We start from the raw sequence: 22,512 nt of genomic DNA, 5'->3' as shown, positions 1-22,512 counted from the left end.
AAGGCTCACGCCACGAGCCTCGTGAAGAGGAAGCTGTTGCCTGTATCGAAAGAACAGGAGACGGCGATGCGAACAGGGGAATGGCGGGAATGGGTGCAGCGGATCGGTCGGCTGAGCCGGGAAGATCGATTGGCGCTCAGGGGCGAACTGGCTGCACGGGACTCACTCGACGTAGCACTTGAAGTGATCGAAGCCCCCGGAACACGGTGTTGCCTGCACTGTACGGGCACGCAGGTCGTGCGCAACGGCCACGCCAATGGTTTGCAACGCTACCGTTGCCACGACTGTCGGAAGACCTTCAATGCCTTGACCGGAACAGCACTGGCCCGGCGGCATCATCGGAGCAAGTGGCTGAATCAGTCCGTTGCGCTTACCCAGGGGCAGAGTTTGCGACAGGTCGCCCGACAACTCGGGATTGCCCTGAGCACAGCGCATCGCTGGCGTCATCGCTTCCTGCGTCAGCCCGGCGTAGAGCGCATCGCCGCGCTGCACGGCATTGCCGAAGTGGACGAGACCTATTTCCTGCACTCCTACAAGGGGCAGAAGCGATTACCTCGCAAAGCCCGCCACCGCGGCGGGAAGGCCTGCACCCGCGGTCTGGCGCCGGATCTCGTGCCGGTCCTGGTCGCCCGTGACCGATCCGGGCAGACCGCCAATCTCATTTTGCCCTCGACCCGGGCGGCCGACATGGCCTCCGCTTTACGTCCGCTCCTACCCACCGACACGGTGCTTTGCACCGACGGCAGCAGTGCCCTGGCAGCGGCCGCGCGTTCGCTGGGTGTTGAGCACCATGCCATCAACGTGTCGGCAGGCAGTCGGGTGCGCGACGCCTGGCACATCCAGAACGTCAATGCCTTCGACAGCCGCCTCAAGGGCTGGATGGCGCGCTTCAAGGGCATCGCCACCCGCTATCTCGCGCACTATCTTGGCTGGTTCCGCGCCCTCGACCGCTCCGGCTGCCTCGCCTCGACTCCCGCTCTGTTCCTGACTTTAGCGGTGCAGCATTGAGCGATCAGCAGCCGATGCGAACAGAGCCTTTATATTGCCTCAGTCAGAAAAATGACATCGACGAAGCAGGTGGACAAACAGGTCTCTTGGTTCGACGCCTACGCTATAGCTCTCCTGTCGCGCCGTTCCGTAGCCACCCTAACATCGAAACCTGCAACTGCGGTAAAGCAACGCCGATCCCATTTCGACTGAGTATGGAAGACATAAGAATCACATGAACGACTGGCTAGTGCTTTTTGTCGCAATTGCCGTCTCTTTCTTTCTCTGGGGGAGGCCTTTCCTAAAACGGCAACGGAAGGTCCGTGATACATACGAGGCCGCATGGAAACTGTACGAGAAGGAGTGTGGTTTCCTGCCGATTTCGGAACCATTCAGCCAAGGGGAGAATCGCGGCGTCTGGGTTACGCGGATCGCACTGGAGCTTCGACATAATAATGGTCGATTAGGAGTTGCGGTAAGCAACGGTAGTCGCAATGGATTGGCAGTCCACGAACTAAACAAAGACGGCAGCTTCTCGAAAAGAGGACCGTACTTTACGAAAGCTTTTGGCCGGTGGACACAGACGGGCAACCGGCATGTAGTAAGGTTCATACGAGCCAAAGGGGGTTACTTCAAATCTTCCAACCCAAACCAAGGAGGCGGGGAGATACATGAACAAGCGCTAAATTTGATTGAACCTAATACCCAGAGAAAGCAAAAATTTCATAGCGTGTTCGATTTTGCAAAGAGGTGCGATCCAACAATACTCGACGAGTATCGGCGTAGGACTGCTCACTACAAGCAAGTCAGCGGCATCCCCAACTCAGGCAGTTGATCCTTTTGCGCAGAAAGACGAGCTGTCTTTGCGTCTAAGCCCCTACACTCTGCGTTCGGTAATGCGTCGTTCCGCATCTGTGCGAACCTTTTATAGTGTTGGCAGTGGACTACGATGGACGTAGATCCCGCTGAGGCACCAAGTCCGCCCCTCAGCGATTCGCTCCTCGAACTGGCCTCCCCCCGACTTTTTTGCTATCATCATTGTCGGCGAGAGGGCAGACAAAGAGGGTACAAACGACCCGCTGACGAGTGCCGCATAGCTGTTGATTTTAAACGTATTTTTAACAGTGCCGCGGTTTCCCGTCCACTCCGCCAAAATCTTGCAAGCCATTGATTATCAATCGATAAAATGGCAGCAAGTATCCAAAGGGTACAGAGAAATGGTACAAACCGCGGTCCGCAAGGACAAGCGATGCGGCCCTGTGTCACCCGCAAGGACAACACCCACTATTCCCGTCAGGCCGTACTGGTCGAGCCCTACTCCCGCGAAGGCATCCGGCACGTCCCGCTGACCGCGCTCACGTTCGAAATCGAGCACCAGTGCAGCTTGCTGCATACCATATACATAATTTACGATTCGGTCCGCAGAAACTCCTGCGCTGACTTATTAAAACCCAAGGAAACGCAATGAAACAGTTCCACCGCCTCCACCTCGCCAGCCTGTCTCTCATGATTTTCAGCGTCTCGCCGGCCATCGCTGGCGATGCCAACTTCACCGGTTTCACACTTGGCGCGACGGCCGGACTGGCGCATAACGAAATCAGCTACTCAGGCTATATCGACGGCAAGTCCAGTTCCAAGAACGACTGGGTCGCCGGGCTGAATGCAGCCTACGGCTTCGCTCTGGGAGAGTCGGTGGTGTTGTCCGCCGGAGCATCATATGCAATCAACGACACGAAGTTCGGGCAGGTGACTTATCCGGACGGTGCGCAAACGGTGAGCGTAAACGGCAAGCTCAAAGACCACTGGACGGTATTCGTCGCGCCGGGATATCGTTTCGCGCCGCAATGGCTCGGCTATGCGAAGGTGGCCTATCACGAGGCCAAAAGCGACTTCACCGACACGCTGATGGGGTCGGGAACGACGAAGCACCACGGAGTCGGTTATGGCGTTGGCGCGGCCTACGCTGTGTCACGCAATATCGAAGTCAGCGCTGAGGCGCAGCAAGTTCGCCTGAGCAGCGCCAGTTTCGCTCTCTCCAGCGGCAAGCCTACGGTCACGGAGTTCAATCTCGGCGTGAACTATCGCTTCTGATCCAAGTTTTCGCTGCACGGGTGGCACCACGACCCGCCCCTCCCCGTCAATCCCCGCCTTGATGCACGGAAAAAGCCCGTAATGACGGGGACGGGCGCCTAGAGAGTCAACTGGTAGCAGGAAGGGCTCGGTACAGGCATTGAAACGCTCTGCGGAGCGCCAGACGCGTGCGGGAACTTGCCTGGAACACCGCAACAAGCAGATCCGCTGCTTGCCATACGCAAAAACGACGACAACAATGCGCGTTCATTTTTTTGCGAAGGCGCCAGTCGCATTCGCGCAACTCGTCGGGATCGCCAGATGAATTTCCGTCCACTTTCAACAGGCAGCCTGTTCGTCGCAGCCTGCTTTCTGGCTATTCCCTGTTTCGCTCAGGAAGGAGTAGACGTCGGCAAACCGTCCGCCCTGCGCAAGCTGGTACCGGCAGCGCAGCTGGAACGTCAGGCAGCCCAGGAATACGATCAGCTCAAGCGGCAGGCAGCTGAAAAAGGTGCGCTGGCGCCGGACAACCACCCGCAGCTGATCCGTCTGCGCGGCATCGCCAAGCGCATCCTGCCGTATTCGACGCGTTTCAATCCGCAGGCCAGGGACTGGCGCTGGGAAGTCAATCTGATCGGCTCGAAGCAGCTCAACGCCTTCTGCATGCCGGGCGGCAAGATTGCCTTCTACTCGGGACTGATCAGCCAGCTGAAGCTGAGCGACGACGAAATCGCGGTGGTGATGGGCCACGAGATCGCGCACGCCCTGCGCGAGCACGCGCGCGAACGCATGGCCAAGGGACAGCTGACCAATCTCGGCGCGGCCCTGCTCGGCGAATTCATTGGCGGTGGCAAGTATTCCGGCGCTTTCCGTGCCGGTGGCGACCTGATGAACCTGAAGTTCTCGCGCGACGACGAAGGCGAGGCCGACATCGTCGGTCTCGAACTCGTCGCGCGCGCCGGCTACGACCCGCGCGCCGGCGTCAGCCTGTGGCAAAAGATGGCAGCAGCGAGTCGCGGCGCGCCACCGGCGTGGCTGTCGACACACCCGGCCGGCGACGACCGTATCCGCGAAATCGAGCGCCACCTGCCTGAGGTGATGCCCTTGTACGAAGCCGCGAAACGCGGCTGACGCCAGGCAGCGCTGCCAGAAACCGCTCGCTCTTCTTTCCCGCTTTCTTGCCGGAACAAGGAACCTGCCGACGCGCAAGCGGCCAAACAGCCGTTGCCGCAGCATCGCCGTCCATCCGGACGCCAGACGTTGCGCGCCAAACCGGGGCAAACGATTAGCCGCCCTGCCCTTTACAGCGGAAGCAGATTTGACGGCCGCGGCAGCAAGCTTTCCGGCGTGGCAGTCCGCGCAGTCCCCGGACTGTCGAAAGGTATCGCAATGCTCACAGGTTCAGTCCTCAGGAAAATCATGATCGCTTTCATCTCGAGTTTGCTGCTCGGCGCCTGCAACGATGGCGAGTCGGCAGCCGCAGGCGCTCCGGCCAGCGCCAAACCCGCCAACACCGACTTCGTCGTTCTCGGCATGGGCTGTTTCTGGGGCGCCGAAAAGCGCATGTCGGCGCTGCCCGGCGTGATCGACGTCGAAAGCGGCTACGCCAACGGCGATGGCGACGCCAGCTACGAAGCGGTTCTGGCACGCGAGAAGGCACTACGCAGCGGCAAGGGCGCCGGACGCAACCACGCCGAAGTGGTCAAGGTATTCTTTGATCCGGCCCGGACCGATCTCGAGAAAGTGCTGATCCAGTTCTGGGAAAACCACGACCCGACGCAGGGCGACCGCCAGGGCAACGATATCGGCAGCAACTACCGCAGCGCCATCTACACGCGCAACGACGCCCAGCAGACGCTGGCCGTGCAGACGCGCGACCGCTACCAGCGCGCGCTGAGCGCCAAGGGCCTCGGCAAGATCACCACCGACATCGCACCGCTGCGCAACTACACCGCCGCCGAGGACTACCATCAGGACTACCTGCGCAAGAACCCCAACGGCTACTGCGGCCTCGGCGGCACCGGCGTCAAATATCAGCAGGCGCAGGCCGGCGCCTCGTCGATCCAGACCGCTCAGACTGTTCTCGCGAAGGCGCCACCGCTCGACGGCAAGACCTTGAACTTCGCCCGGCAGCTGGTCGTTTTCGAAGCAGATGACTGCGCGTATTGCCGCCAGTTCAAGGCCGCCGTGCTCGACCACTGGCAGTCGCCGGTAGCGGTGGTGCGCACGCTCAGCACGAGCGCGCCAACGGGGTGGACGCTGGAAAAAAGCCTCTTTGCCACACCGACCATCGTGCTTTTCGAACAAGGCCGCGAAGTGTCACGCTATACCGGTTTCAACGGCGAGAGCGCGCGTTTCTGGCAATGGCTCGGCTACCGGCTGCTGACGCCAGAACAGCAGAAGATCGCCTTCGAGCAAGGCACCGAGCGGCCGTTCACCGGCTCGAATCTCGACGAGAAACGCCCCGGCACCTTCGTCGACCCGGTCAGCGGTGCCGCGCTGTTCCGCACCGACAGCAAGTTCGAGAGCGGCACTGGCTGGCCAAGCTTCTTCAATCCGCTGCCCGGCGCGATCACGCTGCACGAAGACGTCAGCATGGGCATGCGTCGTGTCGAAGTGCGCAGCGCCAGTTCCGGAATCCATCTCGGCCACGTCTTCGACGACGGCCCGCCGCCGACGCACAAGCGCTACTGCATCAACGGCAATGTGCTGCGCTTCGTCCCGGACGCCGGCAAGCCGGCGCGCTGAAGATCAGCCGCTGACGCGCGCGGCGTCGGCGGACTCGCTCCACGCCGCCTGCCAGCGCTCGAGCTTGAGCGCGAAGGCAAGCGTCAGCGCCGGGCTGCTCGACGGCAGCACGGCGGTCGCCAGACCCTGATCGCGAAACCATTTTTCGCCGCGCGCAGCGGTGCGGCCGTTGAACAGCACACGACGCAGACGCGGCGCCGCGTTCAGCAGTGAGTGGAAATCGTTGCGCTCGCTGTCCTGGATTGCCGCATCAAGCGCGCCTTCGCGGCGGCAATGACGATAGAGATCCCAGACGCCGATACCGTGCTCCAGCAGCAGGCGACGGCGTTCGGCCATGTCGGCGCCGGGCAGTTGCGGCGCGTCGAGAATGGCCGCGAGCAGGCGCCAGAACTGGTTTTGCGGATGCGCGTAATAGCTGCCCGCCGCGAGCGAGGCGGGCGAAGGAAAACTGCCAAGGATCAGCGTCTCGACGCTGGCGTCGACAATCGGCGGCAATCCTTGCAGAAGCGGGGCGACGGCAGCCGCTTCGACTGCTGTCACCCCGCCGTTCAGCGATGGCTGGTGCTTAGCGGCCACCGCCCGAGAGCGCGAGCATCAGCTCGTTGATGCGGCGGACGAAGCCGGCCGGATCGTCGAGCGTGCCGCCTTCGGCCAGCGTTGCCTGTTCGAACAGCAGGTTGGCCCAGTCGCCGAAGCGCGAGCCTTCGTCGCTGTTCTCGTACTTGAGACGCTGCACCGCCGGATGCTGCGGGTTGATTTCGAGGATCGGCTTGAAATCCGGCGCCTTCTGCCCGGCCGCCTTGAGAATGCGCGACAGGTTGCCGCCGACGTCGTGCTCGTCGGAAACGAGGCACGAGGGCGAATCGGTCAGGCGCAACGTGACGCGAACGTCCTTGACCTTGTCGCCGAGCGCGCCCTTGATCTTGTCGAGCAGTTCCTTGTACTCGTCGGCGGCCTTGGCAACTTCTTCCTTCTCGGCCTCGTCTTCCAGCGCACCCAGATCAACGCCGCCCTTGGCCACCGATTGCAGCTGCTTGCCTTCGAACTCGGTCAGGCTGCCGGTCACCCACTCGTCGACGCGGTCGGAGAGCAGCAGCACTTCGATTCCCTTCTTGCGGAAGATTTCGAGGTGCGGGCTGTTTTTGGCCGCGGTGAAGGTTTCGGCGGTGACGTAGTAGATCTTCTCCTGGCCTTCCTTCATGCGCGACACGTAGTCGGCGAGCGAAACGGTTTCGTCGGCGGTATCGGCATGGGTCGAGGCAAAGCGCAGCAGCTTGGCGATGCGCTCCTTGTTGGCGAAGTCTTCGCCGACGCCTTCCTTGAGCACGCGACCGAATTCCTTCCAGAATTTGGCGTACTTTTCCTTCTCGGCGGCGTCATCGCTGTCAGCCAGACCTTCGAGCAGGCCGAGCACCTTCTTCACGCAACCACCGCGGATCGCTTCGATGTCCTTGCTTTCCTGCAGGATTTCGCGCGAGACGTTGAGCGGCAGATCGTTCGAATCGACGATACCGCGTACGAAGCGCAGGTAGAGCGGCATCAGCTGCTCGGCGTCGTCCATGATGAAGACGCGCTTCACATAGAGCTTGACGCCGTGACGCGCGTTGCGGTCCCACAGATCGAAAGGCGCGCGCGCCGGGATGTAGAGCAGCTGCGTGTATTCCTGCTTGCCTTCGACGCGTGCATGCACATGCGCCAGCGGGTCTTCGAAGTCGTGCGCGACGTGCTTGTAGAACTCCGTGTACTGCTCGTCGCTGATTTCCGACTTCGGCCGCGCCCACAGGGCGGACGCCTGATTGACGGTTTCGTCCTCGTCGGTGGTGACCTGCTCGCTCTTCTCGGCGTCCCACTGCTCCTTCTTCATCAGGATCGGCAGCGTGATGTGGTCGGAATACTTGCGGATGATCGAGCGGATCTTCCAGCCGGAGAGGTATTCGTCCTCGCCGTCGCGCAGGTGCAGGATGACATCGGTACCGCGACCGGCGCGTTCGGCCGGCTCGATCGTGAAATCGCCCTCGCCGGCAGATTCCCAGCGCACGGCCTGATCAGCGGCCAGACCGGCACGCCGCGAGACGACGGTGACGCGGTCGGCGATGATGAACGACGAGTAAAAACCGACGCCGAACTGGCCAATCAGGTGTGCATCCTTGGCCTGGTCGCCGGTCAGCGCCGAGAAGAACTCGCGCGTACCCGACTTGGCGATGGTGCCGAGATGCTCGACGGCTTCGTCACGCGACAGGCCGATGCCGTTGTCGGAGATGGTCAGCGTACGCGCCGCCTTGTCGAAGGAAACGCGGATCTTCAGATCGGCGTCGTCGCCGTAGATGTCGGCATTGGCCAGCGCCTCGAAGCGCAGCTTGTCGCAGGCGTCGGACGCGTTGGAAATCAGCTCGCGCAGGAAGATTTCCTTGTTGCTGTACAGCGAGTGGATCATCAGTTGCAGCAGCTGCTTGACCTCTGTCTGAAAACCGAGGGTTTCCTTGGTGGCTCCCATGAATTGGCTCCGTTGTGCGAATGTTGGATGTAATAAAAACCGGCGCGCGAGATCGCGGACGGGCGCAACTTGGGGACGACGCGCCCGATTTCAAGAGCGCATCAACAAGGATGGAGTACAGCGGGGAGAGATCGACTCAGGAATCGATCTGCTGATAGATGACTTCGGCGACTTCCACTTCGCGCCAGCCGGCCGGACTCATGAAGCGCACGCGGTCGCCGGCGCGCGCCTTGAGCAGCGCGCGCGCGATCGGCGACACCCAGCTGATGCGCCCACGCGCGAAGTCGGTCTCATCGACGCCGACGATCTGGTAGCGCTGTTCGTCGCCCTGCTCGTCGCAGAGAACGACCGTCGCGCCAAAGAAGACCTGGTCGCAATCGGTACGCAGGCAGGGATCGACCACCTCGGCGATATCGAGGCGCTTGGTCAGGAAGCGGATGCGCCGGTCGATCTCGCGCAGACGCCGCTTGCCGTAAATGTAGTCGCCGTTTTCCGAGCGGTCGCCGTTCGACGCCGCCCAGGAGACAACCTCGACCAGCTGCGGCCGCTCGACGTCCATCAGATGCTGGAACTCGTTGAGCAGACGAGCGTAGCCGCCCGGCGTGATGTAGTTGCGCGTTCCCGGCGGCAGTGGCGAAGCGGCTTCGCCGCCATCGGCGCCGGCTTCGTCATCGTCGTCGCTCTCGCGCGTGAAAGCCTTGTTCATGGGGCGACTAATTCAGTAACGGTGCCAGAGGCATGACCAGAATCGGCGAAGCTGCCGCCGCATGCGGACACGACAGCAAGATGGTCAGTAACCGATGGTGAAACCGGCGACGTCGACACGGATCGTGTCGCGCGCCAGCGCCAGCGCCGTGTAGCGGGCAAAGCGCGCCGCCCAGTCCTTGCCGTCGATGAAGCGCTGCTCGCCGCCGTAGCGCGCGACATTGAGAATCTTGTCGATGATCAGCACCTTGCCCACCGGATTGCTCGGCTCGCATTCCAGATCGGCGAATTCACGGTCGAACCAGCGGCGCGCCTCCTCGTGACTACCCTTGGCCACTTCGGCTTCGCTCATCTTGAACTCGTATTCCCGGTCTTTGCCGAATGACACGATAACGTGGTACAGCATCTCGCTCCTCCTGATTGGTCGCACCCTTTTTGGGTTGCCTCCGTATTCTATGCGCAAACCGGCGCCGAAAGCCGCAAGTCGGCGCCCGGCGCCAATCGGCTATAATCGCTCCAGTGTCTTCCGCAATGCCCCTCCCCCTCATCAGTCTCCTGCCTGGCAAGGCTTCCGGTCAGTTTTCCGGCCAGTGCGCCGGCGGCTTGCCTACGCTCCCCGCTGCCGGCGAACGCCTGACGCTGCCGGCACTCGCCGGCTCGGCCGATGCGCTGGCGATCGCGCAACTGGCCAGTGCGGCTCCCGGCCGCCTGCTCGCCGTGCTCAGCGCCAGCGCCAGCGATGCGCAGCGCCTGCTCGAAGAAATCCCGTGGTTTGCGCCGACGCTGCGCGTCCGTCTGCTGCCCGACTGGGAAACGCTGCCCTACGACAGCCTGTCACCGCACCACGACCTCATTTCCGAACGCCTGGCGACGCTCTATGCCGTCATGCGCGGCGACTGCGACGTGCTGCTGGCACCGGCATCGACCGCCGCCTGCCGGCTGGCGCCGCCGCAATACCTCGCCGGCCACACCTTCTTCCTGAAGAAAGGCGAGAAGCTCGACCTGAAAGCGCTGCGCGCGCAGCTGACGATGGCCGGTTACACGCACGTGACGCAGGTCGTCTCGCCCGGCGAATACTCGATCCGCGGCGGACTGATCGACCTTTACCCGATGGGCTCACCGCTGCCCTACCGCATCGACCTGTTCGACGACGAGGTCGACAGCATCAAGACTTTCGACGTCGATACGCAGCGCACCATCTACCCGGCGCCGGAAATCCGCCTGCTGCCGGCGCGCGAGTTTCCGCTCGACGAACGCGGTCGCACCGGCTTCCGCCAGCGCTTCCGCGAACGTTTCGAAGGCGACCCGGCGCGCTCGCCGCTCTATCGCGACATTTCCAGCGGCGTTGCCCCCGCCGGCATCGAATACTGGCTGCCGCTGTTCTTCGAAGAAACGGCAACGCTGTTCGATTACCTGCCCGAAGAGGCGACGCTGCTCGCGCACGGCGACGTACCGCTGGCGCTACGCGAGTTCTGGCGTGACGCCGAAGCACGCTACAACATGCTCGCCGGCGACCGCACGCGGCCGCTGCTGCCGCCAGCCGAAGTCTTTCTCGCCGAAGAAGCCTTCTTCATCGCCGCCCGCCGCCACGGCCGTCTGGCGCTTGCCCGCGGCGAGGAAGGCCCGGCCACCTCACCGCCGCCGCTGGCGATCGACCGCCGCGCCGAAGACCCGCTCAGCCGCCTGAAGAGCTTCCTCGACGGCTTTCCCGGCCGCGTGCTGCTGCTCGCCGAATCGGCGGGGCGACGCGAAACGCTGGCCGAACTCTTTGCCACACACGGACTGAAGCCTGCCGCCAGTGCCGACCTCGCCGCCTTCTGCGCCGGCGACGCGCGACTGGCGCTCACCGTCGCGCCCCTGCACGAAGGCTTCGTCCTCGCCGCCGGCGACGCTGGCACGGCCCTCGCCTTCCTCACCGAAAGCGAGCTTTTCGCCGGCAGCCCGACGCGGCGAACGCGGCGTCAGGAGCGCCGGCGCGCCTCGCTCGACAACTGGCTGCGCGACCTCACCGAACTCAAGGTCGGCGACCCGGTGGTGCACGAGCAGCACGGCATCGGCCGTTACCAGGGATTGATCCACCTCGACCTCGGCGAGGGCGACACCGAATTCCTCGAACTGCACTACGCCAACGACGCCAAGCTTTACGTGCCGGTGGCGCAACTGCACCTCGTCTCGCGCTATTCGGGAACCGACCCGGAGAATGCACCGCTGCACCCGCTCGGCTCGCCGCAGTGGGACAAGGCCAAGCGCCGCGCCGCGCTGCAGGCGCGCGACACCGCCGCCGAGTTGCTGACGCTCTACGCCGCGCGTGCGGCACGCCAGGGCCACGCCTTTGCCTTCCAGACCAGCGACTACGACGCCTTCGCCGACGGTTTCGGCTTCGAGGAAACGCCCGATCAGGCAGCCGCCATCGCCGCGGTGATCGACGACATGAAGTCGGGCAAGCCGATGGACCGGCTGGTCTGCGGCGACGTCGGCTTCGGCAAGACCGAGGTCGCGCTGCGCGCCGCCTTCTGCGCCGTCGCCGGCGGCCGTCAGGTCGCCGTGCTCTGCCCGACGACGCTGCTCTGCGAACAGCACTACCGTACCTTCTGCGACCGCTTCGCCGACTGGCCGGTAAAAATCGCCGAGCTGTCGCGCTTCCGCTCGGCCAAGGAGAGCGCACAGGCGATCGCCGATCTGGCCGACGGCCGGCTCGACATCGTCATCGGCACGCACAAGCTACTGCAGAAGGACGTGCATTTCTCGCGCCTCGGCCTGGTGATCATCGACGAAGAACACCGTTTTGGCGTGCGCCAGAAAGAAGCACTGAAGGCGCTGCGCGCCGAAGTCGACGTGCTGACGCTGACGGCAACGCCGATCCCGCGCACGCTCGGGCTTTCGCTCGAAGGACTGCGCGATTTCTCGGTGATCGCCACCGCGCCGGAAAAGCGGCTGGCGATCAAGACCTTCGTCTACACGCTGTCCGACGGCATCGTGCGCGAGGCGCTGCTGCGCGAGTTCAAGCGCGGCGGTCAGGTGTACTTCCTGCACAACGAAGTCGACACCATCGACAACATGCGCGAACGCATCGCCAAGCTGGTGCCGGAAGCGCGCATCGTCGTCGGCCACGGTCAGATGGGCGAACGCGAGCTCGAACGCGTGATGCGCGATTTCACGCAGCAACGCGCCAACCTGCTGCTGTGCACGACGATCATCGAGACCGGCATCGACAACGCGCACGCCAACACCATCATCATCAACCGCGCCGAGAAGTTCGGTCTGGCGCAACTGCACCAGCTGCGCGGCCGCGTCGGGCGCTCGCACCATCAGGCATACGCCTATCTGCTGACGCACGACGAAGGCGCGCTGTCGAAGCAGGCGCGGCAGCGGCTGGAAGCGATCCAGGCGATGGAAGAACTCGGTTCGGGCTTCTATCTGGCGATGCACGATCTGGAAATCCGCGGTGCCGGCGAGGTGCTCGGCGAGAACCAGTCGGGCGAGATGCAGGAGATCGGCTTCAACCTGTTCACCGAAATGCTCAACCGTGCCGTCGCCGCCTTGAAGCAGGGCAAGGAGCCCGACCTGACGCAGCCGCTCGGGCTGGCCACCGAAATCAACCTGCACGCGCCGGCGCTCTTGCCCGACGCCTACGCGCCCGACGTGCACGAGCGGCTGACCCTGTACAAACGCCTTGCCAACTGCGACAGCGACGAGGAAATCGACGATCTGCAGGAAGAACTGATCGACCGTTTCGGCGAACTGCCGCCGCAGGCCGCCTGCCTGCTGGCGACGCACCGTATCCGCCTGCTCGGCAAGCCGCTCGGCGTAGCAAAGCTCGACGCGACGGCGTCGCAGATCGTCGTGCAGTTCGTCCCCAACCCGCCGATCGAGCCGATCCGCATCATCAACCTGATCCAGAAGAACCGGAATTTCCGCCTCGCCGGTCAGGACAAGCTGCTGCTGCAGCGCGCCAGCAGCAACCTCGGCGAAAAGGTCGGCATCATCCGCGAAATGTTCCGGCAGCTGGCAGGCTGAGCTGGTTCCGCCGGGACTCCGCAGCTATCTGCCGTTTACGGCCGCGGACGCCGTGCCGCGGGAATTTTTCCGCCTGTCGGGGATGCCCTTTATAATCGGCCGCTTCGCAAAACCTGATACGCGACGTGAATCCGAATCTTTCCCGGCTGCAGCCCTACCCTTTCGAGAAGCTCCGCCAGCTGTTCAAAGGGGTCACTCCGAACACCCGTTACCAGGAAATCAAGCTGTTCATCGGTGAGCCGCAGCATGAAACACCGCTGCTGATCAAGGATGCCCTGGCCAGCGGACTCGACGGACTGGCGCATTACCCGACGACGCTCGGCAGCCCCGAGCTGCGCCGCGTCATTGCCGAGTGGATCGAGCGTCGCTATGCGATCGACCGCGTCGACCCCGAGACGCAGGTGATCCCGGTCAACGGCTCGCGCGAAGCACTGTTCTCCTTCTGTCAGGCGGTGATCGACCCGTCGGCGACACGTGGCGGGCCACCGATCGTCGTCTGCCCCAATCCGTTCTACCAGATCTACGAAGGCGCGGCCTTCCTCGCCGGCGCCGAGCCGCGCTTTCTCAACACGCTGCCCGACGACGATTTCGCTTTCGACTTCGACACCCTGTCAGAAGCCGAATGGCAGCGCGTACAGCTCTTTTACGTCTGTTCGCCGGGCAATCCGACCGGCAAGGTGCTCGCTCTCGACGACTGGCGCCGGCTGTTCGAACTCGCCGACCGCTACGGCTTCATCATTGCCGCCGACGAGTGCTATTCCGAAATCTATTTCGATGAAGCGGCGCCGCCGCTCGGTGGCCTGCAGGCCGCGCAGTTGCTCGGCCGTGGCTGGGAGCGGCTGGTCATGTTCTCCAGCTTGTCGAAGCGTTCCAACGCACCGGGCCTGCGCTCGGGCTTCGTCGCCGGCGACGCGGCAACACTGAAAGCCTTCCTGCTCTATCGCACCTACCACGGCTGCGCGATGAACCCGGCAGTGCAGGCTGCGTCCACCGCCGCCTGGCTCGACGAGGCGCATGTGCGCCTCAATCGCCAGCGCTACCGCGAAAAGTTCGCCGCGGTGACGCCGATTCTCGGCGCAGCACTGGGCGCGGTGCAGCCCGACGCCGGTTTTTATTACTGGGCGCGCACGCCGATGGACGACGGCGAGTTCGCCCGCCGCCTGCTCGCTGAATATAATGTCATGGTGCTCCCCGGCAGCTTCCTCGCGCGCGACGCCAACGGCAGCAACCCGGGTGCCGGTTTCGTGCGCATCGCCCTTGTCGCACCGCTTGCCGAATGCCTCGACGCCGCCGAACGCATCCGCTCCTTCACCTCGAACCTCCAGGACTGACAACATGCCGCAAACCGCAGATTTCCTTGAAACCCGCCAGATCATCGAAGACGCTTGGGAAGCGCGTACCACTCTCAGCCCCGGAACGGCGCCGGCCAGGATCGGCGAAGCCGTCGCTTCGGTGCTCGCCTGCCTTGACGATGGCAGCCTGCGCGTCGCCGAAAAGATCGACGGCGAATGGTTCACGCATCAGTGGATCAAGAAGGCGGTGCTGCTCTCCTTCCGCCTCGAGGACAACAAGCTGATCGACGGCGGCGACACGCGCTACTTCGACAAGGTGCCGAGCAAGTTTGCCGACTACGACGCCGAGAAGTTCGCGCGCGGCGGCTTCCGTGTCGTGCCGCCGGCGACCGCGCGCCGCGGCAGCTATATCGCGAAGAACGTCGTGCTGATGCCGTCCTACGTGAACATCGGCGCGCGCGTCGATGAAGGCACCATGGTCGACACTTGGGCGACGGTCGGTTCGTGTGCGCAGATCGGCAAGCACGTGCACCTCTCCGGCGGCGTCGGCATCGGTGGCGTACTCGAACCGGTGCAGGCCGGTCCGGTCATCATCGAAGACAACTGCTTCATCGGCGCACGTTCGGAAGTCGTCGAAGGCGTCATCGTCGGCGAGAATTCGGTCATCTCGATGGGCGTCTACCTCGGCCAGAGCACGCCAATCTACGATCGCGCCACCGGCGAAGTCACCTATGGCCGCGTCCCGCCCGGATCGGTGGTGATCAGCGGCAGCCTGCCCAAGGCAAATGGCGCCTACAGCCTGTACGCGGCGATCATCGTCAAGAAAGTCGATGCGCAGACGCGCTCGAAGACCGGCATCAACGAACTGCTGCGCGGCGACTGACCCGCACCCGTCCGTTTCACCCAGGCACGCTCACTTCCCGGCGGAGGCACGATGATTCTCGACAAGCTTTTCCACCTGATGGCGGAAAAACAGGCGTCGGACATCTTCATTTCCGCCGGCGTGCCGATCAACATCAAGATCCAGGGCAACACCATGCCCGTGAATCAGCAGGTGATGGATCCGGCGATGGTCGAGAAGATCGCCTTCGAGCTGATGACGCCCGATCAGATCAAGACCTTCGAGGCGACGATGGAGATGAACCTCTCCTTCGGCGTGCCGCAGATCGGCAACTTCCGCATCAACCTGTTCCGCCAGCGCGGCTCGATCTCGATCGTCATCCGCTACATCCTCGGCAACATTCCGCCGCTCGACACGCTGCAGCTGCCACCGATCCTTGCCGACCTGATCATGGCCAAGCGCGGGCTGATGCTGATCGTCGGCTCGACCGGTTCGGGCAAGTCGACGACCATCGCCTCGATGCTCGACCACCGCAACGCCAACCGCAGTGGCCACATCCTGACGATCGAAGACCCGATCGAGTTCCTCTTCCGCCACAAGAAGTCGATCGTCAACCAGCGCGAACTCGGCATGGATACGCTCGGCTGGGAGCCGGCGCTGAAGAACGCGATGCGCCAGGCACCCGACTGCATCCTGATCGGTGAAATCCGCGACAAGGAAACGATGCAGGCGGCGATCGCCTACGCGCAGACCGGCCACCTCTGTCTTGGCACGCTGCACGCCAACAACAGTTACCACGCGCTCAACCGCATCATCAATTTCTTCCCGCTGGAAAGCCGTACCTCGCTCTACCTCGACCTCTCGGTCAGCCTGAAAGCGATCATTTCGCAGCGGCTGGTGAAGAAGCCCGACGGCAAGCGCACGCCAGCCGCCGAAGTCCTGCTCAACACGCGCCACGTTCAGGAGCTGATCGAGCGCGGCGAAGTCGTCGCCATCAAGGAAGCGATGGAACAAAGCCTCGCACCCGGTTCGCAGACCTTCGAGCAGGACCTGTTCCGCATGTTCCGCGACGGCATCATCACCCTCGACGAAGCCCTGGCCAACGCCGACTCGCCGACCAATCTCTCCTGGCTGATCAACAATTCGGAGTTCGGCGCCAGCCCGGATCGTGCAAAGCAGCGCAAGGACGCGGCACTTGACCTCAGCGCAAGCCAGGTCGACGGCCCGTCGTTCAAGGAATTCACGCTCAGCCTCGATAGCGGAGACTGAAGTTCGATGTCTGAATCCCGGCAAGACCCTGTACTGTCGCTCGCCGAAGCGCTGATTGCCCGCCGCTCGGTGACTCCCGAAGACGCCGGCTGCCAGCTGCTGCTCGCAGAGCGCCTCGCACGCTGCGGCTTTCACTGCGAAACGATCGAACGCTGCGGCGTCAGGAACCTGTGGGCACGCCGCGGTTCGGCCGCCCCGCTCGTCTGCCTTGCCGGCCACACCGACGTCGTTCCCAGCGGACCGGCCGAACGCTGGCAGTCCGATCCGTTCACGCCGACGCAGCGCGACGGCCGCCTTTACGGGCGCGGCGCGGCCGACATGAAAAGCTCGCTCGCCGCCTTTGTCGTCGCCGTCGAACAGTTTGTCGCCGCGTATCCGGCGCATGGTGGCTCGATCGCGCTGCTGCTCACCGCCGACGAGGAGGGTGACGCCACCGACGGCACCGTCGCCGTCGTCGATGCGCTGCGCGCACGTGGCGAGGCGATCGATTACTGCGTCGTCGGCGAACCGACGGCTGTCGCCCGGCTCGGCGACACGATCAAGAACGGCCGCCGCGGCTCGCTCACCGGCAAGCTGACGGTCAAGGGAATCCAGGGCCACGTCGCCTACCCGCAACTGGCGAAGAACCCGATCCACCTCGTCGCCCCGGCCATCGCCGAACTGGCGGCAACGGTCTGGGACGAAGGCGACGAATTCTTCCCGCCGACCACCTGGCAGGTCTCGAACATCCACGCCGGCAACGGCGCCGGCAATGTCATCCCCGGCAGCATCGAAGTCCTCTTCAACTTCCGCTTCGCCGCAGTGAGCACGCCGGCAAGCCTGCAGCAGCGACTGAACGCCATCCTCGAACGCCACGGACTCGATTTCGACATCGTATGGACGCTCGGCGCCCGCCCCTTCGGCACGCCGCGCGGCACGCTGGTCGAAGCGGCGCTGGCCGCGATCCGCGAGCAGACCGGCGTCAGCGCCGAGCTGTCGACCAGCGGCGGCACCTCCGACGGGCGTTTCCTCGCCGAAATCTGCCCGCAGGTGATCGAAATCGGCCCGGTAAACGAGAGCATCCACAAGATCGACGAGAACGTTGCCATCGCCGACCTGCCCCACCTTGCGGCGATTTACCGCCGCCTACTGGAAAAACTGCTGCCCGACCATGTTTGAACACGCCCGCCAGGAACTCCTCACGCTGCGCGACCTGCTGCGCTTTTCCGTCAGCCGTTTCAACGAAGCCGGACTCTTCTTCGGTCACGGCAGCGACAACGCCTGGGACGAAGCTGTCTATCTGCTGCTGCACACGCTGCACCTGCCGCCCGATCGTCTCGAACCCTTCCTCGATGCGCGGCTGACCAGCGACGAGCGCAGCCGCGCCCTGCTGATCATCGAAAAGCGCATCAAGGAACGCCTGCCGGCCGCCTACCTGACGCACGAAGCCTGGCTCGGCGAGCACCGCTTCTACGTTGATGAGCGCGTCATCGTGCCGCGCTCGTTCATCGCCGAACTGCTCGAAGAACAGCTCGAACCATGGATCGAAGACCCGTGGGCCGTCGCCGACGTGCTCGACCTGTGCACCGGCTCGGGCTGCCTCGCCATTCTCGCCGCGCTCGCCTTCCCGGAAGCGGCGATCGATGCCGTCGACCTGTCGCCGGACGCGCTGGCGGTGGCGCAAAGGAACGTCGCCGACTACGAACTTGGCGAGCGCGTGCAGCTGATCCATTCGGATCTGTTCAGCGCTGTCGATAAAAAGCGTCGCTACGACCTGATCATCTCCAACCCGCCCTACGTCGACGCCGCAGCGATGCGCGCACTGCCGCCGGAATATCGGTGCGAACCCGAGCTAGCGCTGGCCGCCGGCGAAGACGGACTCGATCTGGTGCGCATCATGCTGCGCCAGGCGAAAGCACGGCTCAATCCGGGCGGCATCCTTGTCGTCGAGATCGGCCACAACCGCGCAGTGCTCGAAGCGGCCTGCCCGACGCTGCCCTTCACCTGGCTCGACACGCGTGCCGGCGACGAATACGTATTCTTGCTGCGTCGGGAAGAACTGCCGGACGCCTGAGCGGCGGCCGGACGCTGATCAGCGACGGTCAGCCACGCTCGCCTGCGTTCAGCGACGGGGCGCGTAAAGGTCGCGGCCGGCTTCGTGCAGGTCGCGGCGCAACTGGCGCCGCTCTTCGGAAGAAAAGCGGCCGGGACGCGAAGCCTCCGGCGCATCGCCGGGCGAATACCCGTTATAGGCAGCGCCTTCGCGGCGCACCGGCTGCGCCCAGGAATCGCTGGCGAAGCGCGTTTCGCGCGGCTGGGCATCACGTTGCGGGAAGTCGCCGCGCTGCTCGAAGCGGCGCGCAAAGCCGCCGTCCGCAGCGACAGCCATGTCCGGCCAGACGATCATGCAGGCGAGCAAAAGTGTCAGAGACGTTCCCGCCGACCAGGCGCGCGGCAGCAGCGCGCGCTGACGCGGCTTCTGCTGCAAGCGTACTTGCCGTACCAGCACATCTTCACGCATTACTGTTCCCCTTGCCCGGACCCTGCCCGCACCGGCACGCCGGTATTGGACCGGCGCCTATTTTGCCTCGGACGGCGAGCGAGCGGAATCACGCGGAACAAAGTTTTACGCTTGCAGTACGGCTCCCGGCGGTGAATGCGTGGCCCGCATGGAGCGGAACACACCTGCACAATACTCGATGAGACATTGTCGAGCTGCGCAACGCCTTGTCACAATTTCGGGAAACGCCGGCCGATCCAGCCCCTTCCACGACGCCACTTGTTCCGGTTAGCATTCAGCCATGAGCGAAGTGAAAATTCTTGTCGTCGACGACGACCAAAGACTGCGCGAACTGCTGCAGCGTTATCTTGGTGAACAGGGCTTTGTCGTGCGCACCGCCGATGGCGGCAAGGCCATGGACCAGCGCCTCGACCGCGAGCGTTTCGACCTGATCATCCTTGATCTGATGCTGCCCGGCGAGGATGGCCTCTCGATCTGCCGCCGCCTGCGCGCAACCGATCCGCAGCAGGCGCTGATCATGCTCACCGCGCGCGGTGACGACGTCGACCGCATCGTCGGCCTCGAAATGGGCGCCGACGATTATCTGCCGAAGCCGTTCAACCCGCGCGAGCTGGTGGCACGCATCAACGCCGTGCTGCGCCGGCGCGCGGCGACGCCGCCCGGCGCACCGACCAACGAGGCAACGCGCATGGCCTTCGGCGGCGTCGCCGTCGATTTCGCCGCGCGCACGCTGCATCGCGACGACGAGACCATCACCCTGACCACCGGCGAATTCGCGGTGCTGCGCGCGCTCCTGCAGCACCCGCACCAGCCGCTGTCGCGCAACCGGCTGATGACGCTAGCGCGCGGTCGCGAACAGGGTCCGTTCGACCGCACCATCGACGTGCAGATTTCGCGTCTGCGCAAGCTGATTGAACCCGACCCGGCCAAACCGCGCTACCTGCAGACGGTATGGGGCCACGGCTACGTCTTCGTTCCCGACGCCCCGGCGGCATGAGGTTTTTCCCGCGCACGCTGCTCGCGCGCACCTTCCTGCTGATCAGCCTGCTGCTCTGTTTTGCCGTCGCCTCCTGGCTGGCGCTATTCGCGCTGGCCGAACGCGAACCACGCGCACGGCAGGTCGCGCAACTGACGGTCAGCGTCGTCAATCTCACCCGTGCCGCGCTGGTCGCTGCCGAACCGGCGCGCCGCCGCGAACTGCTGCGCGAACTCGATGCGCGTGAAGGCGTGCGCGTTTTTCCGGCCGAGCCAAGTGACCAGATCGTTCCGCCGCCCGATGGCCGCTTCCACCTGCGCATTCGCGAACTGGCGCTGGCGCAACTGGCCACCGACACGCGCTTTGCCAGCGCGGTCAATGGCCAGAGCGGACTGTGGGTCAGCTTTCATCTCGAGCCTGACGGTGATGTGGAAACCATCGGAGGAGCACACACCGACGATCCGGGCGAAGACGAATTCTGGCTGATGCTGCCCGGATCGCGCGCCGAGCATCAGTTCCCCTGGCCCTGGCTGGCGTGGGCCGGGCTGATCCTGGCACTCGCCCTGCTCGTCGCCTGGCTGATCGTCTCAAGAGTGAGCCAACCCTTGCGCGCACTCGCCGCCGCCGCCGCCGAACTCGGCCGCGGGCAGCGCCCGGAACCGCTGCCCGAACGCGGATCACTTGAACTGCAGCAACTGGCCGAAGCCTTCAACCGCATGTCGGAAGACCTGCGACGCATCGACAGCGAACGCGCCGAGACGCTTGCCGGCATCTCGCACGACCTGCGCACGCCGCTGGCGCGCCTGCGCCTGGAAGCCGAGATGTCGATTGTCGACGCCGATGCGCGTGCCGCCGTTGCCGCCGACATCGAGCAGATGAACGCCGTCATCGCGCAGTTTCTCGACTTCGCTCGTGGCGAGAGCGGTGCGCCGACGGCTGAAACCGATATTGACGTGATCGCCGGCGAGAGTGTCGCGCGTTCGCTACGCTCCGGCACCGCCATCCGCTTTTCGCCCGGCACGCTGCCGCCAACGCACGCGCGCCCGCAGGCGCTGGCGCGCGCCATCGACAACCTGCTCGACAACGCACGCAAGTACGCGGAAAACGGAATCGAACTCGTCACCCGCGTCGACGCCAACGGCGACCGGTTGATCGAAGTTCTGGACCGCGGACCGGGAATACCGGCGGAGGAAACCGAGCGCCTGAAACGCCCGTTCACCCGCCTGCAGAACGCGCGCTCGGATGCCGGCGGCGCCGGGCTTGGCCTGGCCATCGTCGAGCGCATTGCGCGCCTGCACGGCGGCAGCCTGGAGCTGCTGCCGCGCCCCGGCGGCGGCCTGATTGCCCGTCTGCGTTTGCCAGCCTGCGGCATCGAGTGACGCCGCGGCGACACGCTCAGAGAAAGCGGTCGAGCTCTATTTTCCAGGTCGCCGGCGATTCGTGGCCGACGATGCGATCGCCGCCGCCGGCACCGAGCGGACGCGACAGATCGACGTTTTCCGGCGGAATGTAGTAGTTGCGTCGGGCATCGAAGATGACGCGTACCACCGGCGTCAGCAGACTGCTTTCGCGCTGCTCGACGACGATGCCGAGACGGCCGCTCTCCAACCGCACCAGTGTGCCGACCGGATAGATGCCGACGCTGCGCACGAAGCGCTGCACCAGTTGCGAATCGAAATGGTGATGGCTCCATTCGAAAAGCTTGCGGATCGCCTCAGCCGGGCTGATCGCTGCCTGATAGCAGCGTTCGGAGGTGATCGAGTCGTACACGTCAACGATGGCCGCCATCCGCCCGGCGACGCTGATCTGCTCGCCGGACAAGGCCTGCGGATAGCCGGTGCCGTCGAAACGCTCGTGATGCAGTTCTAGTACGGCGAAAGCCAGCGGCGGCACGCCCGGCATCTGGCGCAGCATGTCGGCGCCGAGAACGACGTGCGACTTGACGTGGATGAATTCCTTTTCCGTCAGACGCTTGGGCTTGTTGAGTATTGCCGCGCTGACGCGCGCCTTGCCGATGTCGTGCAGAAGACCACCGAGGGCCATGCTGTGGATATCGGCGAGCTCCATGTCGAGCTCGCGGGCGAAAGCGGCCAGCATGGTGCATACCGCCACCGAATGCAGGTAGGTGTAGTCGTCGAGGTGCTTCAGCCGACGCATGCTCATCATCGCGTTGCTGTTGCGGATGATCGAAGCGGCAATCTTTTCGACCACCGGCGACATTGCCTCGATTTCAAGCTGGCGACCGAGCCGGGCGTCCTCCATGACCGTACGGATCGCGCGCGTGCCTTCGGCGAAAACGCTTTTCGCGCGCGTCAACTCATCGGCAAGCGCCACGCGCACAGCGCTTCGCGGAGCCGTATCGAGCGCCAGCAAGCTGACTTCAGTAGCGGCAGCGGCTTCTTCCCGCGTCGGCGCGTCGGCGACATCGACACCGCGCGCGGTGTCGATGAAAATCTCGCGGATGCCGCTGGCGGCGAGCTTGTGCAACTCTTCGTCGCTGGCGATCTTCATGCGGTTGCGCGCAAACGGATGATCGAGCCAGCCGGCATTGAAGTCATGTACGTACATGCCGACGCGAACCTGCTCGACGCGGATCTTCTTGATCATTGCCAT

18 protein-coding genes are annotated in these 22,512 nt (G+C 64.1%); 12 read left to right on the top strand and 6 right to left on the bottom strand.

The genetic code is table 11. The features are described 5' to 3' along the window. The first annotated feature begins 66 nt into the window (after positions 1 to 66). From GGD90_RS11955 to msrA, 4 genes are all read left to right on the top strand, one after another. Positions 67 to 1,008 (top strand): IS1595 family transposase, encoded by a 942-nt coding sequence (locus tag GGD90_RS11955; RefSeq protein WP_233448575.1) that lies wholly within the window; start codon positions 67 to 69, stop codon positions 1,006 to 1,008. A gap of 1,443 nt (positions 1,009 to 2,451) precedes the next feature. After that, positions 2,452 to 3,078: an outer membrane protein gene (locus GGD90_RS11950; protein ID WP_153116848.1), complete on the top strand. Its 627-nt coding sequence runs from the start codon at positions 2,452 to 2,454 to the stop codon at positions 3,076 to 3,078. Between the two features lie 300 nt (positions 3,079 to 3,378). Continuing rightward, complete coding sequence (locus tag GGD90_RS11945) at positions 3,379 to 4,188, top strand: M48 family metallopeptidase (protein WP_153116849.1); 810 nt, start codon at positions 3,379 to 3,381, stop codon at positions 4,186 to 4,188. A gap of 288 nt (positions 4,189 to 4,476) precedes the next feature. Next, on the top strand, positions 4,477 to 5,805 hold the full coding sequence (gene msrA / locus GGD90_RS11940) for a peptide-methionine (S)-S-oxide reductase MsrA (RefSeq protein ID WP_153116850.1): 1,329 nt from the start codon (positions 4,477 to 4,479) through the stop codon (positions 5,803 to 5,805). Between the two features lie 3 nt (positions 5,806 to 5,808). Here msrA and GGD90_RS11935 read toward each other — a convergent pair whose 3' ends face one another. The 4 genes from GGD90_RS11935 to GGD90_RS11920 all read right to left on the bottom strand — a co-directional run bounded on the left by GGD90_RS11935 (position 5,809) and on the right by GGD90_RS11920 (position 9,410). Continuing rightward, positions 5,809 to 6,345 (bottom strand): DNA-deoxyinosine glycosylase, encoded by a 537-nt coding sequence (locus GGD90_RS11935; protein ID WP_153116851.1) that lies wholly within the window; start codon positions 6,343 to 6,345, stop codon positions 5,809 to 5,811. Between the two features lie 25 nt (positions 6,346 to 6,370). Next, on the bottom strand, positions 6,371 to 8,299 hold the full coding sequence (htpG, locus tag GGD90_RS11930; protein ID WP_153116852.1) for a molecular chaperone HtpG: 1,929 nt from the start codon (positions 8,297 to 8,299) through the stop codon (positions 6,371 to 6,373). A gap of 136 nt (positions 8,300 to 8,435) precedes the next feature. Beyond that, positions 8,436 to 9,005: a transcription elongation factor GreB gene (greB, locus tag GGD90_RS11925; protein ID WP_153116853.1), complete on the bottom strand. Its 570-nt coding sequence runs from the start codon at positions 9,003 to 9,005 to the stop codon at positions 8,436 to 8,438. Between the two features lie 84 nt (positions 9,006 to 9,089). Beyond that, positions 9,090 to 9,410: a hypothetical protein gene (locus GGD90_RS11920; RefSeq protein ID WP_153116854.1), complete on the bottom strand. Its 321-nt coding sequence runs from the start codon at positions 9,408 to 9,410 to the stop codon at positions 9,090 to 9,092. A gap of 125 nt (positions 9,411 to 9,535) precedes the next feature. Here GGD90_RS11920 and mfd point away from each other — a divergent pair, with 125 nt between their 5' ends. The 6 genes from mfd (at position 9,536) to prmB (ending at position 18,476) form a co-directional block, all read left to right on the top strand. After that, on the top strand, positions 9,536 to 13,021 hold the full coding sequence (gene mfd, locus GGD90_RS11915) for a transcription-repair coupling factor (RefSeq protein WP_153116855.1): 3,486 nt from the start codon (positions 9,536 to 9,538) through the stop codon (positions 13,019 to 13,021). A gap of 125 nt (positions 13,022 to 13,146) precedes the next feature. After that, positions 13,147 to 14,352, top strand: a complete 1,206-nt coding sequence (gene dapC / locus GGD90_RS11910; RefSeq protein WP_153116856.1) for a succinyldiaminopimelate transaminase — start codon at positions 13,147 to 13,149, stop codon at positions 14,350 to 14,352. Positions 14,353 to 14,356: 4 nt separating this feature from the next. Then, positions 14,357 to 15,196: a 2,3,4,5-tetrahydropyridine-2,6-dicarboxylate N-succinyltransferase gene (gene dapD / locus GGD90_RS11905; protein WP_153116857.1), complete on the top strand. Its 840-nt coding sequence runs from the start codon at positions 14,357 to 14,359 to the stop codon at positions 15,194 to 15,196. Between the two features lie 51 nt (positions 15,197 to 15,247). Then, positions 15,248 to 16,423 carry a PilT/PilU family type 4a pilus ATPase gene (locus GGD90_RS11900; protein WP_153116858.1) on the top strand — a complete coding sequence of 392 codons (1,176 nt, stop codon included), beginning with the start codon at positions 15,248 to 15,250 and terminating at the stop codon, positions 16,421 to 16,423. 6 nt (positions 16,424 to 16,429) lie between these two features. Continuing rightward, a complete protein-coding gene (gene dapE, locus GGD90_RS11895) occupies positions 16,430 to 17,581 on the top strand; it encodes a succinyl-diaminopimelate desuccinylase (RefSeq protein WP_153116859.1) in 1,152 nt (383 codons plus the stop codon). Continuing rightward, complete coding sequence (gene prmB / locus GGD90_RS11890; RefSeq protein WP_153116860.1) at positions 17,574 to 18,476, top strand: 50S ribosomal protein L3 N(5)-glutamine methyltransferase; 903 nt, start codon at positions 17,574 to 17,576, stop codon at positions 18,474 to 18,476. The genes dapE and prmB overlap by 8 nt, the downstream gene beginning before the upstream one ends. 48 nt (positions 18,477 to 18,524) lie before the next feature. Here prmB and GGD90_RS11885 read toward each other — a convergent pair whose 3' ends face one another. Continuing rightward, a complete protein-coding gene (locus tag GGD90_RS11885) occupies positions 18,525 to 18,923 on the bottom strand; it encodes a hypothetical protein (RefSeq protein WP_153116861.1) in 399 nt (132 codons plus the stop codon). Positions 18,924 to 19,203: 280 nt separating this feature from the next. On the opposite strand from GGD90_RS11885, the gene ompR reads away from it, so the two are divergent. Continuing rightward, positions 19,204 to 19,920: an osmolarity response regulator transcription factor OmpR gene (ompR, locus tag GGD90_RS11880; protein WP_153116862.1), complete on the top strand. Its 717-nt coding sequence runs from the start codon at positions 19,204 to 19,206 to the stop codon at positions 19,918 to 19,920. Next, positions 19,917 to 21,278 carry an ATP-binding protein gene (locus tag GGD90_RS11875; protein WP_153116863.1) on the top strand — a complete coding sequence of 454 codons (1,362 nt, stop codon included), beginning with the start codon at positions 19,917 to 19,919 and terminating at the stop codon, positions 21,276 to 21,278. The genes ompR and GGD90_RS11875 overlap by 4 nt, the downstream gene beginning before the upstream one ends. 16 nt (positions 21,279 to 21,294) lie before the next feature. Here GGD90_RS11875 and GGD90_RS11870 read toward each other — a convergent pair whose 3' ends face one another. Then, positions 21,295 to 22,506, bottom strand: coding sequence for an HD-GYP domain-containing protein (locus GGD90_RS11870; RefSeq protein ID WP_153116864.1), 1,212 nt, complete (start codon positions 22,504 to 22,506; stop codon positions 21,295 to 21,297). Positions 22,507 to 22,512 lie beyond the last annotated feature (6 nt).

The organism is Rhodocyclus tenuis (genome assembly GCF_014197755.1).
GTDB lineage: Bacteria > Pseudomonadota > Gammaproteobacteria > Burkholderiales > Rhodocyclaceae > Rhodocyclus > Rhodocyclus tenuis.
Note: the sequence above shows the minus strand (reverse complement) of the source record. Positions and strands in the feature narration are given on the sequence as shown.

Coding starts and splice junctions, on each gene's coding strand:
- GGD90_RS11955 (WP_233448575.1), top strand. CDS start 67: ATGCGAACAGGGGAATGGCGGGAATGGGTGCAGCGGATCGGTCGGCTG.
- GGD90_RS11950 (WP_153116848.1), top strand. CDS start 2,452: ATGAAACAGTTCCACCGCCTCCACCTCGCCAGCCTGTCTCTCATGATT.
- GGD90_RS11945 (WP_153116849.1), top strand. CDS start 3,379: ATGAATTTCCGTCCACTTTCAACAGGCAGCCTGTTCGTCGCAGCCTGC.
- msrA (WP_153116850.1), top strand. CDS start 4,477: ATGATCGCTTTCATCTCGAGTTTGCTGCTCGGCGCCTGCAACGATGGC.
- htpG (WP_153116852.1), bottom strand. CDS start 8,299: ATGGGAGCCACCAAGGAAACCCTCGGTTTTCAGACAGAGGTCAAGCAG.
- greB (WP_153116853.1), bottom strand. CDS start 9,005: ATGAACAAGGCTTTCACGCGCGAGAGCGACGACGATGACGAAGCCGGC.
- GGD90_RS11920 (WP_153116854.1), bottom strand. CDS start 9,410: ATGCTGTACCACGTTATCGTGTCATTCGGCAAAGACCGGGAATACGAG.
- mfd (WP_153116855.1), top strand. CDS start 9,536: ATGCCCCTCCCCCTCATCAGTCTCCTGCCTGGCAAGGCTTCCGGTCAG.
- dapD (WP_153116857.1), top strand. CDS start 14,357: ATGCCGCAAACCGCAGATTTCCTTGAAACCCGCCAGATCATCGAAGAC.
- GGD90_RS11900 (WP_153116858.1), top strand. CDS start 15,248: ATGATTCTCGACAAGCTTTTCCACCTGATGGCGGAAAAACAGGCGTCG.
- dapE (WP_153116859.1), top strand. CDS start 16,430: ATGTCTGAATCCCGGCAAGACCCTGTACTGTCGCTCGCCGAAGCGCTG.
- prmB (WP_153116860.1), top strand. CDS start 17,574: ATGTTTGAACACGCCCGCCAGGAACTCCTCACGCTGCGCGACCTGCTG.
- GGD90_RS11885 (WP_153116861.1), bottom strand. CDS start 18,923: ATGCGTGAAGATGTGCTGGTACGGCAAGTACGCTTGCAGCAGAAGCCG.
- ompR (WP_153116862.1), top strand. CDS start 19,204: ATGAGCGAAGTGAAAATTCTTGTCGTCGACGACGACCAAAGACTGCGC.
- GGD90_RS11875 (WP_153116863.1), top strand. CDS start 19,917: ATGAGGTTTTTCCCGCGCACGCTGCTCGCGCGCACCTTCCTGCTGATC.
- GGD90_RS11870 (WP_153116864.1), bottom strand. CDS start 22,506: ATGATCAAGAAGATCCGCGTCGAGCAGGTTCGCGTCGGCATGTACGTA.